Here is a 14,875-nt window from a genome sequence, read left to right as displayed (position 1 = left end):
GCTTTGCTTGCAATGGCGAGAGAGGAGCGCTTGCAATTGGAGTGGCTGACGGGGACTCACTTCCCCCTGAACTGCGGCTTGCGCTTTTCCATGAAGGCCTGCCGGCCCTCGCGGAAATCGGCGCTGTCCATGCAGGCGGTGCCGATCGCCTTGATCGCGCCCATGTCGCGGGCGCTTTCGTCTTTCAGCACTTCTGCGATGGTGATCTTGGCGGCCTTGATCGCGAGCGGCGCGTTCTGCGAGATCGCAACGGCGATCGCCATGGTCTCGCCCCAGAGCTGGTCATCCGGGATCACGCGCTCGACGAGACCGATGCGCAACGCTTCCGTGGAATCGATGCGCATGCCCGTGTACATCAGAAGCCGCGCCCAGGACGGCCCGACCAGCGACACCAAATGCTTCAAGCCAACATAGCCATAGGCAATGCCGAGCTTGGCCGCGGGAATGCCGAATTGGCTGTCATGCGCGGCGATCCTGATGTCGGCGAGCATCGCGACCTGCATGCCGCCGCCGAGACAGAAGCCCTGGATGCAGGCGATGGTCGGCTTGGGGTAATCGGCGAGCAGCGCACGCTGGGCGGCGCTGCGCTTGCCGTATTCCTCGGACGCGGCTGCGTTATGGCGGGTCTTCTCGAACTGGCTGATGTCGGCGCCTGACACGAACGCCTTGCCGCCGGCGCCGCGCATGATCACGACGCGCACCGTCTCGTCGTCGCGCAGGGCTGTCAGCGCCTCGCCAAATCCCTCCCACATCTCCAGCGACATCGCGTTGCGCTTGTCGGGATTGTTGAAGGTGATCACGCCGACGCCGTCGGTGATTTGCTTGAGGATCTTTCCGTCGGCGTAGGGAGTTTGTTGGGACAGATCAGGCATCGCGCGCTCGCTGGTCGTTGGCGAGACGCAATGTGCGGCCGGCGCAAGGCCGCGGTCAACCGCGACAGGTGATGCGGCTTTGCATCCGCCCGTGCCGCGATTGCATGCCTACCGCGCCATCCTACTGCGCCATGTGCGCGGTCAGCGGATGGTTGCCGGCATTGCCGAAGAACGCCGCTTCTTCGGCCGTCGCCTCCAGCAGCTGCTCGTCCTGGTTATAGACGTCGTTGCGGAACTGGATGGTCTGGTCCTTGGTCATCCAGGCCGTGAGATAGATCCAGGCCACCGGCACTTTCCTGGCCATGGCGACCTCCAGGTGCTGACCGGTGGCGATCTCCGCATCGATCGCGGCGCGGCTCCATTTCGGCTGGTCCTTGAGCAGCCAGGCGGCGAGGTCGCGCACATTGTCGACGCGGGAGCAGCCGTGGGAATCGAAGCGGTAATCGTCGCTGAAGAGATTTCGCTGGTTGGTGTCGTGCATGTAGACCGAATAGGAGTTCGGCATGTCGATCTTGACCGCGCCGAGCGCGTTGAAGGTGCCGTTCTGCTGGCGCACGGTGAAGTTCGGCGTGTGCGTGCCCGACCAGTCGACCGAATGCGGATCGATCGGATTGTCGTGGGCGTCGAGCACCTCCATGTGCATGCGCGCCAGGTAAGTCGGGTCCTTGCGCATGTGCGCGGAGATCTCGGTCTTGGCGATCGAGGACGGCACCGTCCAGGTCGGATTGAGCACGACGCCGGTGATCTGGGCGGTCAATGTCGGCGAGGGTTTTTCGGTCTTGCCGACGATGACGCGATAGCGGCGCACCACAACGTCGTTCTCGACCGCTTCCGCGAAGGCGGCGGGGATGTTGACCACGACGTAGCGCTGGCCGAAACTGAAATTGATGTTCTCGAGCCGCTCCAGCGAGGCTTCGAGCTGCCGGATGCGCTTCTGCACCGGCACGTTCATCGCGGCGAGTGTGCGCGGCGTCATGATGCCGGTCGGCGCAAGACCGTGGCGCGCCTGAAAGCGCTTCACGGCGTCGGCGAGATTCTGGTCGAACGCGCCGCTCGTCTTGTCGGCGGCGAGATCGCCGGAGAGGATCAGCCGCTTGCGCAACAGGTCGTCATTGACGCCCTGGACGCCGAGCGCGAACCTGGCGTCAGCGGGGATGGTCGGCCAGCCGCCGCGTACCGCGAGATCGGAATAGCTCAGTGCTGCGTCCTTGATCCGCTGGGCGGTGCCCTCGTCGAAGGTCGGCTCATGCGTCAGCGCGAGTGCTGCTGCGGAGCGACTCTCGGCGGTGGATGCCGGCGCGCCAGCTGTTTTGGGGGCGGCGGTGTGAGCCGGGTTGGCGGCTGTGGGCACCGTGCCGGACGGGGCAGCGGGCTTGGGGCCGGCCTGACCGGTAGTCTCGGTCTGCGCGAGCGCGGAGGCGCTGGCGAGAAGGCCGACGGCAATGATCGCGGCATGGCGTTTCGACATTTGTCTGTTCTTCCCCATGAGGGCGAGGCCCGTAACGGGCGCTCGCATCGGCAATTTTCGGCAGCCCATGCATCCGGCCGATTCGCTGAAATCGGCGGGCCGCCAGCGCACCAGGGTTGCGGCCCATTCAGCGCGGCACATCGCGCCCCGGCGGGCTCTGGGTTAGGTCGCAGCAAGGTTGGAACAGGTTCGCGACATCGACGACCAATCGCCGCCCAGATGCCAGCAGAAACGCAAAGAAAAAGGGGCGGCCAGGCCGCCCCGAAAAGCCGTGACCGCGCGCGTGATCGCGCGCAGTCCAATCTGATCTCGTCCGTCCGGATTCGCCAGCTCTCGCCAATCCGGCCGCGCCCCCGCGACGCGGCGGATTGAACATCGGCCGTGAAGCCCGGACCGTCGACCGGCTCAGCTTTCGTTCGCCGCGATCGATTCCATCAGCGAGACGAGCTGACGCTGCACCGTCTGATCCTTGATCTTGCTGTAGGCGCGCAGCAGGCGGAGGCTGAAAGCCGAGTCCAGGAACAGGAGGCTTTCGACTTCGCGGGCCTTGTTGTCGCCGTCGTAGAAGAAGGTCACGGGCACGTCGAGGGCGGAGGCGATCTGCTGAAGCCGAGCCGCGCCGACGCGGTTGACGCCCTTCTCGTATTTCTGGACCTGCTGGAAGCTCACGCCGAGCTTTTCGCCGAGCTCAGCCTGCGAGATCTTCATCTCGACGCGCCGCAGACGGATCCGCTTGCCAAGCTCGATGTCCGGCTTGCCAGCGCTGCGCTGCTTCATTCTCTTCGCCGCTGCTTTCATCTTTGTTTTCACCTTTGTTCTTCGGTTGAAAATCCCCCGAAGAGCTGGGTCAGGGGTTCGCCCATATACGAGTCCTTGAATTCATGCGGGTGCACGAATTCTTCCTTAAACCACGGGAAGCGAGCTGGATTGAAAGCCTCGATCAGCCAGTCAATCATGTGCCGCACGCGGGGAATCCGGCCGCTACCGGGATGGTAGGACAACCAGATATCCAGCGGTCGGTTCAACTCGACCTCGAGTGGAATCAACTTCCCGCCAAGCGCAATGGCGTAGCTCGGGAAGACGCCGATGCCGGCGCCGTTCGCGACCGCCCAATAGTTGGCGCTCGAGACGTTGGTCTTCATGACCAGGAGGTCACGTTCCGGAACGCCCGGGAAGAAGCTCTCGAAGGTTTCCTTGGCGGCGATCTGATCGGCGAATTGCAGCACCAGGCGGTGCTTGATCAATTCCATTGCCGAGCGCGGCGCGCCATATTTCTCGATGTAACTCCTGGAGGCCCAGAACATCAGGTGCATGCGGCCGAGCCGCACCAGCTTGACGTCAAGCGCCGAGGGACGCGACAGATGGATGGCAACGTCCGCCTCGTGGCGGGAGACGTCTGCCGAGCGCATCGCGCAATGCAAATCGACCAGGACTTTCGGATAGGCCTGCTGGAATTCGACCAGCCGGGGCGCAAGCCAGAACGTCCCCAATCCCTCCGTCACGGCGACGCGAACCTCGCCGGTGAGGGCATTGGCGGTGGAATCGCTGGTGCGCAGCACGTCGAAGGCCGCCGCCTCCATCCGCTCGACGGCCGACACCACCAGCGCGCCTTCATCGGTGAGATGGGTGCCGTGGACGTCGCGCGTGAACAGGGTGGTGCCGGTCTGGCGCTCGAAATCGTCGATGCGGCGGCGGACGGCGTTGATCGACAACGACAGGCGTTCGGCCGCCGAGCGGAAACTGCCGCATCGAACGACTTCCAGAAAAATGCGGGCCGCGTCCCAATCGGAGAGGCCGCTGATGTTTGTCTTTAGGCGTTCCTCCAGTGGAACGCCCCTTTCCGCCAAGGAGTGCATACAAGTCCCTTCGGGTCGCTAAACTGGCAGAATCTAGCGCAAACCACAACCACGACGGGTTGGGGAGCGGTGAGTTTTGAACGCCATACTTACCGCGCCCGAGATGGTATTGGAGTGTGTCCGGAGCTGGGAATCGGGCTAATTTGAGCCCGGAAGAGGGGTCGACGTGCGTTCCGTTACGAGCCTTGAAATGGCTGCGGGATTGCCGAGTCTAAGTGGACCGGAAAGTGGCGTGCGATTTGTTGCGCGCTCGCGTGCGATGGATCGATCGCGCTGGTTCAAGCGTTTCACCTGTGACGGTTCGGACTTGCGCAGCGGTGCGACGTCGTCTGGAACCGGAATTTCGAGGCAGAAGCATATTCAAATCGTCTTCGAGGGCTCGGATTCCTCGTGCTATTCTTGGTTTTCTCTTGGGGCCGGGAGCATCGTTTCAAGCACGCCTCGCAGCCCGAAATAACGGAAAGAACGCCGGTGTCGCATACAGACGAACAATTGCAGTCGGTGCTCGAGACGCTCGAGGAGTGCCGCAAGGTTCTCAACGAGAGCAACAGCCGCGAATCGGCCGAGCTGCTCTCGATCGTCATCCTCGACGTCAGGATGAAGCTCAAAGGAATTGACGGTGCCGACCTCAAGGCGCTGTGCGACGAAATGCTGCGGAGCGCTGCCAGCGAACCGCTGCCCCCCTCCAAGCAGACGCAGGACCAGCCCCGGCGTCCGCTGCTCCGCGTGGTGAAGTAGCCGCGCCGCCTGATCTCGCTTTTTGGCGAGATTTGTGCGCGTCCCGATGCCGCATCTGTGATCGCAGACGGCATCGGGAGGAGCCCTGGTTTGATCGCGCCTCTGTTGCGCATTCCCCGGCATCGGCTACACCAGAGCCGGTTCGGCTCCGGTCCCGCGCGCAGTCCCCGCGTGCAGCCCGAGGGCCTGGGATGGCTTCGACTGCATCATGCAAAATGTTTCGATTACGGCGGCGCTGATTGCCGGTCTCGTCAGCTTCCTTTCGCCCTGCGTGCTACCTCTGGTTCCGCCCTACCTGATCTATCTCACCGGCGCCACGATCGAGCATGTCGAGAGCGATGAGCCTGACACGGCCTCCAAGCGCGCGATCATGATGTCGGCAGTGCTGTTCGTGCTCGGCTTCTCCACGGTGTTCGTGGCACTCGGCGCCAGCGCCTCGCTGATCGGCGGGCTGATCCGCGCCTGGTCGGCCGAGCTGTCGATCCTGGCCGGCATCGTCATCATCATCATGGGTCTGCACTTCCTCGGGCTGACGCGCATCGGCCTGTTGATGCGCGAGGGGCGGCTTCCCATCCCCAAGCCCGTCGGGCTCTGGGGCGCCTACATCATGGGGCTCGCCTTCGCGTTCGGCTGGACCCCGTGCATCGGCCCGATCCTCGCCGCGATCCTGTCGATCGCCGCGGCTGAAGCGACGGTGACGAAGGGGGCGGGGCTCCTTGCGGTCTATTCCGCCGGTCTCGGCATTCCTTTCCTGATCGCGGCGCTGATGATCGAGCAGTTCACGAAGCTGTTCGCGCGCATGAAGGGCCACCTCGTCAACGTCGAGCGCGCCATGGGCGTGCTGATGGTGATCACCGGCATCGGCTTCCTCACCGGCGCGGTCTCCAATGTCAGCATCTGGCTACTGGAGACGTTCCCGGCGCTGCAGACGATCGGCTAACCGCAAACCGCGCCAGCGCCTCTCGGTCGATCTCGATGCCGAGCCCGGGACCATCGGGCACGCGAACGATTCCGTTCACGTGCTCGATCGGCTGTTTCAGGATCGCCTGCCGGATCGGATGTTCGGTGCGGTCGAATTCGAGCAGCGGCTCGAGCGGCGCCAGCGAATGCGGCGTGTGCGAGGGCAGCACGGCGAGGAGCTGAAGCGAGGCCGCGATCGCGATCCCGGTGCCCCAGACATGCGGATTGTAGCGGATGCCGAAGGCTTCGCTCATGTCCGCGATCTTCTTGCATTCGGTGAGGCCGCCGGCCGCGCAGGTGTCGGGCTGGGCGATGTCGAGCGCGTGCGAGGCAAACAGATCGCGGAAGCCGAAGCGCGTGAACTCGCACTCGCCGCCGGCGATCGGAATCGTCAGCGCGCCTTTCACCGCGCAATAGCCGGCGACGTCTTCCGGCGGCACCGGCTCCTCGAACCATCCGATGTCGTGGACCTCGATCAGTCGTCCGAGCCGGATCGCGGCGACCGCGTCATAAGCGTGGTTGGCGTCGACCATCAGTGCGACGTCGGGGCCGATCGCCTCGCGCACCGCGCGCGTGACGGCGGCGTCTTCCGCGATGCCGAAGCCGACCTTCAGCTTCACGGCGCGAAACCCTTCGGCGGCGTAAGAGGCCGCTTCCTCCGGTAGGTATTTCAGCGGATCGCCGGATTTGCGCCGGTAGAGCCCGGTGGCATAGGCCGGCACCTCCGTGCGGGCGGCGCCGCCGAGCAACTGATGCGCCGGCACGTCGAAATGCTTGCCCTTGATGTCCCACAGCGCGATGTCGATGCCGCTCAGGCCCTGGATCACGACGCCTTTCTGGCCGTGATCGCGCAAGCGCGCGTAGATCGTGTGCCACAGCACGTCGGTGCGCAGCGGATCCTCGCCGACCAGCCACGGCGCGATGTTGTTGACCACCGCAGCCGTCATCCGCGCCGGCCCGTAGCATTCGCCCCACCCGGTCAGGCCTACGTCGGTCTCGATCTCGACCAGCATCGCGGTGCGTGTATCGTACCAGGCGCGTGAATAGGCGAAGGGCTGCGAGAGCTTTGCTTCCAGGATGTGGGTGCGAACCCGCGTGATCTTCATGGCCGTCGCTCCCGGTTCACCGTTTGTCATCCAGTGCGCAAATGACCGTGCAGACCACCCCGCGCGGCAGGAAGTCCACCGTTGCCTCGCCGCCGAGCTGGTCGCGCGCGCTGCGCTCGATCAGCCGCGAACCGAAGCCGCGCTGCACCGGTGCCGTCACCGGCGGGCCGCCGGCCTCGGTCCAGATCAGCCGCAGCCGCGGCTTCGGCGCGTCGGCGATGACCTCCCAGTCCAGCGTCACACGGCCGGTCTCGTTCGACAGCGCGCCATATTTCGCCGCGTTGGTCGCGATCTCATGCACGATCATCGACAGCACGACGGCAAGCCGCGGCGACAGCGGCACCGCGGGGCCGGCCATGCGGATACGATCCGGATTTGCAAGCAGGAACGGCTGGAGGACGCGTGCGATCACGTCCCGCAGCTCCGAGCCTGCCCATTTTTCCTGACTGAGCAGATTGTGCGCCTCGGCCAGCGCGCCGAGGCGCCCCTCGAACTTGCTCCGCTCGTCGCGGCTGGCGCTGCGAAAGGTCTGCACTGCGATCGCCTGCATCAAGGCCAGCGTGTTCTTGACGCGGTGGTTGAGCTCCTCGATCAGGAGATTGTGCAGCATCTCGCCGCGCGCGATCGTGGTTGCCATCCTGACTGCGAAGGTAAGGCCGACCAGCAGCAGCACGCCGCCGATCAGGCTGGTGATCGCGATGTTGCGCCAGAGCGGTGCGATCAGCGAGCTTTCGGTGACGCCGGCGGCGACGGTCCAGCCCGTCAGCCGCGAGCGCGCATAGGCCGAAGCGAGGGCCACACCGTCGAGTGAGACGCTCGACAGCGTCGCCTCGGGCGAGCGAAACATCGCTTCAAACAGCGAGGGCGAAGCCTGCTTGCCGAACGTCTCGCTCGGGTTTGGGGCACGCGCGAACACGATTCCCTTGCTGTCCAGCAGCGATACGGTCCACTGGTCGTCGGGGCGCTGTCGCTCGACCAGATGCTGGAAAGTGTCGATCGGCGGGCTGAAGGAGAGCGTGTAGACGACCTCGCCGTCGCGCAGCACCGGGACTTCGACCGTGACGATCGGGCGCTTCTTGGTCGACCCGGTGAACAGATCGGAGAATTGCGGCGTCTTCGTCGCGAAGACGCGTTCGATGATCTCGTGATTGTTGCGCAGTGGCAGGCTCGCCGTTTCGGTCGTGACCGTCGAGAACAGCTGGTGCCCGGACTTGTCGGCCAGCAGCAGGACGCTGTCCTGGCCATATTGGCTGATGAACCCGGCGGCCGAGCGCCGGAAACTCTCGAAGTCGCCCCGGCGCAGCGACTCGCTGAGCGCGAGCACCTGGAGGCCGCCCGTCATCCGCTGCACTTCCGAATCGAGCACGAGACGCATGCTCCGCACCGTCTCGAGCACACGTCGCGTCGCGTCGCTGCGGTCCTGGCGATAGTTGGAATAAGCAAGGCCGACCGCGAAGACGATCAACGGCAACATCGTTCCCGTGACCAGGAGAGCGAGCCGGACCGGCAGGGTGAGCTTTGACAAACGCGGGCGTCCCGATTCCAGCGCATTTGCGCCGGATTATGATTTTGGCGGTAACCATACGGGCAGGACCTGCGCGGCGCCACGATTTTCGTGTCGGGCGAGCAGGCCGAACGGGATTTTTGCAGCGCAGTCGCGGACGCCGATGCCGACGCTTCAGCTCATGCTGATTGCGGTGAGCAACAGGCACACGGCGTAAACGGCCGCCAAGCTGAGCCCGGCGATGCGGGCTTCTCGATGCGGTGTCATGTGATCAACTCCGAGAGGGCGGCCGCCGTTCGAGGCGACCGCCCGTCCGTTACGTCCTAGTCGATTTCCTGCACGACCGTCCGCGTGCCTGGATCGACCAGCATCACGCGTTCGCCGGAATAGACGTAGCGATATCGCGTGAGCGACGGACCCCAATCGGCCGGGACCGCCTCGAGCTCGACGCCGGCCGGAACCGTCGCGCCGACGATGATCTTTTCCTTCACCGGTCGCAGATGATGTTCGGTGACGTAGGATTTGATCCGCGTCCGGTATTGCGGCTCGATCTGAATCGCAGCGGCGTGACCGGTTCCGGTCGTGGTCACCACGGTCGATTGCGCGAATGCTCCGGTCGAGATCATCAGCGCTGCGGTGGAAAGCAGGAATAGCTTCTTCATATTGTCCTCCTCGATGACAAGCGCCGCACCAACATCCCGCCGCTGGCGACGTTCCCGACCGATAGGAACAAAATACTACTTTTTCCCGTTTGCAGAACGACCGGGCGTGGAACGCCCCGGCAATTGGAGGAGGAGAGTATGAAGCTGAGGATCGCAACCGCGGCGGTGATGATTGCTGCGTTTTCCCTGCCGGCGTTCGCGGCCGACGAGTTCTACGTCGTGCAGGACGTCAAGACCAGGAAGTGCACCGTGGTCGACAAGAAACCGACGGACACGAGCATGACCGTCGTCAGCCCGTCGGGCATGATCTACAAATCGCGCACCGAGGCCGAGAGCGGCATGAAGACCGTCAAGGTCTGCACGTCAAACTGAGGAGGACGACAGATGCCAGTCTTGATCTTGTGGGCCGTGCCGGCCGTGCTGGTTGTGGGTGGCGGCATTTATCTGATCGGCCATTTCCATTGAACGAACGGCAACGGGCTTTGCGCTCGCTCGCGAAGCCCGTTGCGACAAATGTCAGGAACGTCAGAGATTGCTCTCGGTGATCGCGGCGTAGACCATGCTGCGCAGCTCGCGCCGGATCGGATAGGCGCTCGACGGCAGCACCTGGGTCATGAAGATCGTGATCAGTTCCTCGGCGGGATCGATCCAGAACGAGGTCGTGGCCGCGCCGCCCCAATTGTATTCACCGGGGCTGCCGGCGATCAGCGTCTCCGCGGGGCGCATCGTCACTGCAAATCCGAGACCGAAGCCGATGCCGTTGTAGGTCGCCTCGGAGAACAGCGAGCGCGACACCTCCGGCAGCGCCTGTCCGCCCGGAATGTGGTTGGTCGCCATCAGCGCCAGCGTCTTCGGTCCGATCAGGCGGATACCACCGAGCTCGCCGCCGTTGAGCAGCGCGCGGCAGAAGGTGAGATAGTCGGCCATGGTCGAGCAGAGCCCGCCGCCGCCGGAGACGAGAGAGGGTGGTGCCAGGAACGAGCTCTTGGCCGGGTCGTCCTGGAGCGTCAGCCCCTCGCGGCGCTGGCCGGCATGCATGGTGAATCCGCCGCCGGGATCGGCGTTGTAGCAGGCGGCGAAGCGGTGCGCCTTCGAGGCCGGGACGTGGAAATCGGTGTCGGTCATGCCGAGCGGATCGAGGATGCGTTGTTTCAGAAACTGCTCGAACGGCACGCCCGAGATCTTGCCGACGAGATAGCCGAGCACGTCGGTCGCGACAGAGTAGTTCCAGGAATCGCCCGGCGAGAATTCCAGCGGGATCTTGGCAAGGCTCTCGATCATGCCTTCGAGCGTGCCCGACTTCTCGACCTCGCCGATCTTCTCCGCGCGATAGGCGGCATCGACATTGGAGCGCTGCTGGAAGCCGTAGGTCAGCCCCGACGTGTGGCGCAGCAGGTCGACGATCAGCATCGGCCGGGACGGCGGCCGGGTCAGGAAGTTGGGCCAGGTGCCGGCGACGAAGACGCCGAGATTCTTCCATTCGGGAATGTATTTTGCGACGGGCTCGTCGATCGCGACCAGCCCTTCCTCGACCAGCATCATGAAGGCGACGCTGGTGAGCGGCTTGGTCATGGAATAGATGCGGTAGATGGTGTCGTCCTTGACCGGCACCTTGCGCTCGACATCGGCAAGGCCCTGCACCGAGCTGTGGGCGATCTTGCCGCGGCGATAGACCAGCAGATGCGTGCCCGGGAAACGGCCGGCATCGATGTATCTGGCCTTCAGGTGGGCATCGACGCGGTCGAGCGCGGCCTTGGACATGCCCACGGATTCGGGCGAGGCGGGGGTAGGGGCGAGCATCAGTTCCTCCGGGCAATTTTGTCAATCGTTGATAGCCGAAATGGCGGCCTCATTCCAAGCGGGTCGCGCTTAACGCGAGGTCGCCGGATGGTGTAGGCTCCGGCCTGGAATGCCTCCAAGGAGCCCCCTCAACGGGGCCAACGAGAAAAACGCAAGGGCAAACGCACCATGACCCAGTTCAACGAGATCGAACTCACCGAGGCCGTCGTCAGAAGCTTCGACAACACGCCGGATCCGCGCGCGAAATTCCTGCTCCAGGAATTGGTGAAGTCCCTGCACGATTACGTGAGCAAGACCGGTCTCACCTTCGAGGAGTGGGAATACACCATCGATTTCCTCACCCGCACCGGCCAGAAATGCACCGACACCCGCCAGGAGTTCATCCTGCTCTCCGACGTGCTCGGCGTCTCCATGCTGGTCGACGCGGTCAACCATCGTGACCGCGACGGCGCGACCCAGACCACCGTGCTCGGCCCGTTCTACGTCGGCGAGCACAAGGTCACCGCCCACGGCACCGACATCTCGCCGAACAATCTCACCGGCGAGCGGATGTTCGTGCTGAGCCGCGTCACCGATCTCAAGGGCAAGCCGCTCGCGGGCGTCCCTGTCGACGTCTGGCACGCCGACGATGACGGCTTCTACGATTCCCAGAAGGCGAATTACGACGAGGTCGGCGCCTCGGCGCGCGCGCGCTTCATCACCGACGGTGACGGCCGCTTCTTCTTCCGCACGATCCTGCCGTGCAGCTACCCGATCCCGACCGACGGGCCGGTCGGCGAGATGATCGTGCAGACCAGGCGCCACCCGATGCGCCCGGCGCATGTGCACTTCCTGGTCAACGCGAAGGGCTATGAACCGCTGATCACCCACGTCTTCATGGACGGCGACAAATATCTCGATTCCGACGTGGTGTTCGGGGTCAAGGACGACCTCATCGCCAAGGTCGAGCCGCGCAACGACCCTGCGATGCCCGACGGCACCAAGGCGAACGGGCAATGGCACTTGATGACCTATGAATTCCACCTCAAGCCGGGGGGCGGTATTGCGCCGAGGCCGCTGGGGACGAAGGCGGCTGAGCCGGCCTGAGGAGCGTGACTGGCGCCGCTTAGCGCGCGTGCAGCAGGGCGAGCAGGGCTATCACGGCGCAGGCCAGCAACACCGTCGTCAACTTCCAGAACAGCAGCGGATTGCGCTCGATCAAGGGCGTCGTCGGCGTGCCGAGATAGGCCGGATTGGGGTTCCGGAGTTCGTAGGTGAATTCGGACAGGTCCTCGTGGCGCTTGTTCGGGTCGGGATGCAGCGCCTTTCGAAGGGCGCCGTCGATCCAGACAGGAACGGCCCGGTCGTCGCAGCTGGCCGGACGGTATCTCAGCTTCCAGGCATCCGATCGGCCCCTGATACGGGAGACCTGGGTGCCATAAGGCAGGCTTCCCGTCAGCATCTGGTAGCAGATCGTCGCCAGCGAGAACATGTCCGAGCGCGGCGAGCCGCCTTCGCCGAGGAAGTATTCCGGGGCGGTGTATTGCACCGTACCCAGAATGTCGGAGTCGGTCGAAGTCGGTGCCGCCTCGACGACGCCGGCCACCTTCACCGCCCCGAAATCGATGATTTTTGCGGTGCCGGTCTTGTCGATCAGGACGTTGTCGGGTCTCAGGTCCTGATGCAGCATTTCCATGCGGTGGAAGGCGCGCAGGCCCGTCGCGATCTGGTCGACGATGCCACGGACGGTTTCGATGTCGGGGCGCGGATTGTCCAGCATCCATTGTCGCAGCGTCTGCCCCTCGATGAATTCGGTCGCAACGTAGAGGTAGTTGCGTCGCCTGGATCGCGAGCGCGGCTTGAGGACATGCGGGCTGTCGATCCGCCGCGCAATCCACTCCTCCATCAGGAAGCGTTTCAAATAGGCGGGGTCGTCGCGGAGATCGATCGAGGGAATTTTCAGGGCGATCGTCTCGTCGGTCTCGGTGTCGACCGCCAGATAGATATGGCTGCGGCTGCTGGCATGCACTTCGCGCACGATGCGATAGCCATCGAACAAAGCCCGTGGTTCAGGGAGCGGCGGCAGCGGCAACTCGGCGGTGCCGCCGAAAATATCGGATGAGCCAGCTTGCGGCACCTCGTCGATGCGCAGAATCTGAACGGTGATGTTGTCGTCGCTGCCGCGCCGATAGGCCTCCTCGACGATGCTCTTCGCTGCGCGGTCCAGGTCGCCGGCACAGGCATCCAGCGTGCTCGCGACGAAGCGATGATCGACGAACTCGTAGGCACCGTCGGTCGCCAGCAGGAAGATGTCGCCTTTTTCGACCTGAAGCGCCTGGTAGTCGATTTCGATCTGCGGGTTGATTCCGAGCGCGCGGCCGAGATAGGTCTGCTCGGACGAGACCATGATGCGGTGATCGTCGGTGAGCTGTTCGAGGGCCTTGCCGGCGACGCGATAGATCCGGCAGTCGCCGACGTGGAAGACGTGGGCCGTGGTCGATTTCACGACCATTGCGGTGAAGGTACAGACGTAACCCTTGTCGCGATCGTAAGCGTACTGGCTCCGCCGCGTTTCCGCGTGCAGCCACGAGTTGGTCGCTTCCAGCACGCGCCGCGCCGAATTCTTCACCGTCCAGGATTCGGAGGTGCAGTAATAGTCGGTCAGGAAGCTCTTGACCGCCGACTCGCTCGCCTCCTGGCTGACCGCGCTGCTCGAGATGCCGTCGGCCAGGACGACGGCGATCCCCTTCAGGCTCAACAGCGGCTCCGTCGGGATCAGGGCGCCGTGAAAGTCCTGGTTGACCGGCTTGCGCCCCTTGTCGGAGTGCTGTCCGATCGAGATTTGCAAGCCCCGGCCCATCCTCGCCACCAACGCAAAGGGAGCCTCACCCTATCAGGCAAAGCTCCCTTGTTGCTCGAACCAAATCGATCAAGCCGCAGCGCGGGTCGACGAATTGGCGGCCGGCTGGCGCTTCGGCTTGGTCAGCACGTGCGTCGTGTAGAGCGTCAGGCCCGTGAAGGCGAGGCCGCCCACCAGATTACCCAGCACGGTCGGGATCTCGTTCCAGATGAAATAGTCCAGGATCGAGAACTTGGCGTGGAGCATCAGGCCGGACGGGAACAGAAACATGTTCACGACCGAATGCTCGAACACCATGTAGAAGAACACAAGGATCGGCATCCACATCGCGATCACCTTGCCCGGAACCGTGGTGGAGATCATCGCGCCGACGACGCCGGTCGAGACCATCCAGTTGCACAGCATGCCGCGAATGAACAGTGTCGCCATGCCGGCGGCGCCATGCGCCGCGTAGCCGAGCGTTCGGCCTTCGCCTATATTGCCGATGGCCGTGCCGACCTTGTCGGGATCCTGGGTGAAACCGAAGGTCGTCACGAAAGCCATCATGAAGGCCACGGTGAGCGCGCCGCCGAAATTGCCGATGAAGACGAGACCCCAGTTGCGCAGTACGCCGCCAAGCGTCACGCCCGGTCGTTTGTCGATCAGCGCGAGCGGCGCGAGTACGAAGACGCCGGTCAGAAGGTCGAACCCAAGCAGATAGAGCATGGAGAACCCGACCGGAAACAGCAGCGCCCCGATGATCGGCTGGCCGGTGTTGACGTTGATCGTGACGGCGAACCAGGCCGCGAGTGCCAGGATCGCGCCGGCCATATAGGCGCGGATCACCGTATCCCGGGTGGACATGAATATCTTGGATTCGCCCGCGTCCACCATCTTGGTGACGAATTCCGAAGGCGCGAGATACGACATCAACAGCTCCCTTGCTCATGTGATCGATCGAGCCGGCGAGTGCCGGATCGACGTTCTGTCAGACCAGTGAGCTTTCGCCTCCCGTAGACGGTGTGCGTACCGTAGAAGGCCCATGCACAAAGGGAGAGCGTCACGATGACCGCGCCTTGGCGGACCAGCGA

The 14,875-nt window shown here is 64.0% G+C and carries 14 protein-coding genes; 4 read left to right on the top strand and 10 right to left on the bottom strand.

The features are described from left to right. Window positions 1-56: 56 nt before the first annotated feature. The 4 genes from QY049_RS32525 to QY049_RS32510 all read right to left on the bottom strand — a co-directional run bounded on the left by QY049_RS32525 (window position 57) and on the right by QY049_RS32510 (window position 4,196). Window positions 57-872 carry an enoyl-CoA hydratase gene (locus QY049_RS32525; RefSeq protein WP_258762615.1) on the bottom strand — a complete coding sequence of 272 codons (816 nt, stop codon included), beginning with the start codon at window positions 870-872 and terminating at the stop codon, window positions 57-59. Between the two features lie 121 nt (window positions 873-993). Next, window positions 994-2,340, bottom strand: a complete 1,347-nt coding sequence (locus QY049_RS32520) for a murein L,D-transpeptidase (protein ID WP_258762614.1) — start codon at window positions 2,338-2,340, stop codon at window positions 994-996. Between the two features lie 405 nt (window positions 2,341-2,745). Next, window positions 2,746-3,117 (bottom strand): helix-turn-helix domain-containing protein, encoded by a 372-nt coding sequence (locus QY049_RS32515; protein WP_020608151.1) that lies wholly within the window; start codon window positions 3,115-3,117, stop codon window positions 2,746-2,748. A 29-nt stretch (window positions 3,118-3,146) separates the two neighbouring features. Then, window positions 3,147-4,196 (bottom strand): LysR family transcriptional regulator, encoded by a 1,050-nt coding sequence (locus tag QY049_RS32510; protein ID WP_194477058.1) that lies wholly within the window; start codon window positions 4,194-4,196, stop codon window positions 3,147-3,149. Between the two features lie 471 nt (window positions 4,197-4,667). Between QY049_RS32510 and QY049_RS32505 the strand changes: the two genes are divergently transcribed. Together QY049_RS32505 and QY049_RS32500 are read left to right on the top strand one after the other, a co-directional pair. Further along, window positions 4,668-4,934, top strand: a complete 267-nt coding sequence (locus QY049_RS32505) for a hypothetical protein (RefSeq protein WP_194477057.1) — start codon at window positions 4,668-4,670, stop codon at window positions 4,932-4,934. A gap of 208 nt (window positions 4,935-5,142) precedes the next feature. Beyond that, on the top strand, window positions 5,143-5,874 hold the full coding sequence (locus QY049_RS32500; protein ID WP_194477056.1) for a cytochrome c biogenesis CcdA family protein: 732 nt from the start codon (window positions 5,143-5,145) through the stop codon (window positions 5,872-5,874). On the opposite strand, the gene QY049_RS32495 is transcribed toward QY049_RS32500, so the two are convergent. The 3 genes from QY049_RS32495 to QY049_RS32485 all read right to left on the bottom strand — a co-directional run bounded on the left by QY049_RS32495 (window position 5,825) and on the right by QY049_RS32485 (window position 9,166). After that, on the bottom strand, window positions 5,825-7,000 hold the full coding sequence (locus QY049_RS32495; protein ID WP_258762613.1) for a mandelate racemase/muconate lactonizing enzyme family protein: 1,176 nt from the start codon (window positions 6,998-7,000) through the stop codon (window positions 5,825-5,827). The two genes, QY049_RS32500 and QY049_RS32495, sit on opposite strands and share 50 nt — an antisense overlap. Window positions 7,001-7,016: 16 nt before the next feature. After that, entirely contained in the window at window positions 7,017-8,474 is a 1,458-nt protein-coding gene (locus QY049_RS32490) for a sensor histidine kinase (RefSeq protein WP_258767016.1), read from the bottom strand. 353 nt (window positions 8,475-8,827) lie between these two features. Beyond that, a complete protein-coding gene (locus QY049_RS32485; RefSeq protein WP_258762612.1) occupies window positions 8,828-9,166 on the bottom strand; it encodes a DUF1236 domain-containing protein in 339 nt (112 codons plus the stop codon). 138 nt (window positions 9,167-9,304) lie between these two features. Between QY049_RS32485 and QY049_RS32480 the strand changes: the two genes are divergently transcribed. Further along, window positions 9,305-9,538 (top strand): hypothetical protein, encoded by a 234-nt coding sequence (locus QY049_RS32480; RefSeq protein WP_258762611.1) that lies wholly within the window; start codon window positions 9,305-9,307, stop codon window positions 9,536-9,538. A 153-nt stretch (window positions 9,539-9,691) separates the two neighbouring features. On the opposite strand, the gene QY049_RS32475 is transcribed toward QY049_RS32480, so the two are convergent. Next, on the bottom strand, window positions 9,692-10,966 hold the full coding sequence (locus QY049_RS32475) for a serine hydrolase (RefSeq protein ID WP_258762610.1): 1,275 nt from the start codon (window positions 10,964-10,966) through the stop codon (window positions 9,692-9,694). Between the two features lie 168 nt (window positions 10,967-11,134). Here QY049_RS32475 and QY049_RS32470 point away from each other — a divergent pair, with 168 nt between their 5' ends. Further along, window positions 11,135-12,052, top strand: coding sequence for an intradiol ring-cleavage dioxygenase (locus tag QY049_RS32470; RefSeq protein ID WP_301270396.1), 918 nt, complete (start codon window positions 11,135-11,137; stop codon window positions 12,050-12,052). A 19-nt stretch (window positions 12,053-12,071) separates the two neighbouring features. Here the strand turns inward: QY049_RS32470 and QY049_RS32465 are convergent, their stop codons facing one another. Beyond that, on the bottom strand, window positions 12,072-13,805 hold the full coding sequence (locus tag QY049_RS32465; RefSeq protein WP_258762607.1) for a bifunctional protein-serine/threonine kinase/phosphatase: 1,734 nt from the start codon (window positions 13,803-13,805) through the stop codon (window positions 12,072-12,074). Window positions 13,806-13,874: 69 nt separating this feature from the next. Continuing rightward, window positions 13,875-14,714 (bottom strand): formate/nitrite transporter family protein, encoded by an 840-nt coding sequence (locus QY049_RS32460; RefSeq protein WP_194477049.1) that lies wholly within the window; start codon window positions 14,712-14,714, stop codon window positions 13,875-13,877. Window positions 14,715-14,875: the final 161 nt, after the last annotated feature.

Source organism: Bradyrhizobium sp. WYCCWR 13022 (assembly GCF_030435535.1).
In the GTDB taxonomy this organism is placed as follows: Bacteria; Pseudomonadota; Alphaproteobacteria; order Rhizobiales; family Xanthobacteraceae; genus Bradyrhizobium.
The sequence above is the reverse complement of the archived record's forward strand: the minus strand, read 5'-3'. Positions and strand labels throughout refer to the sequence as shown.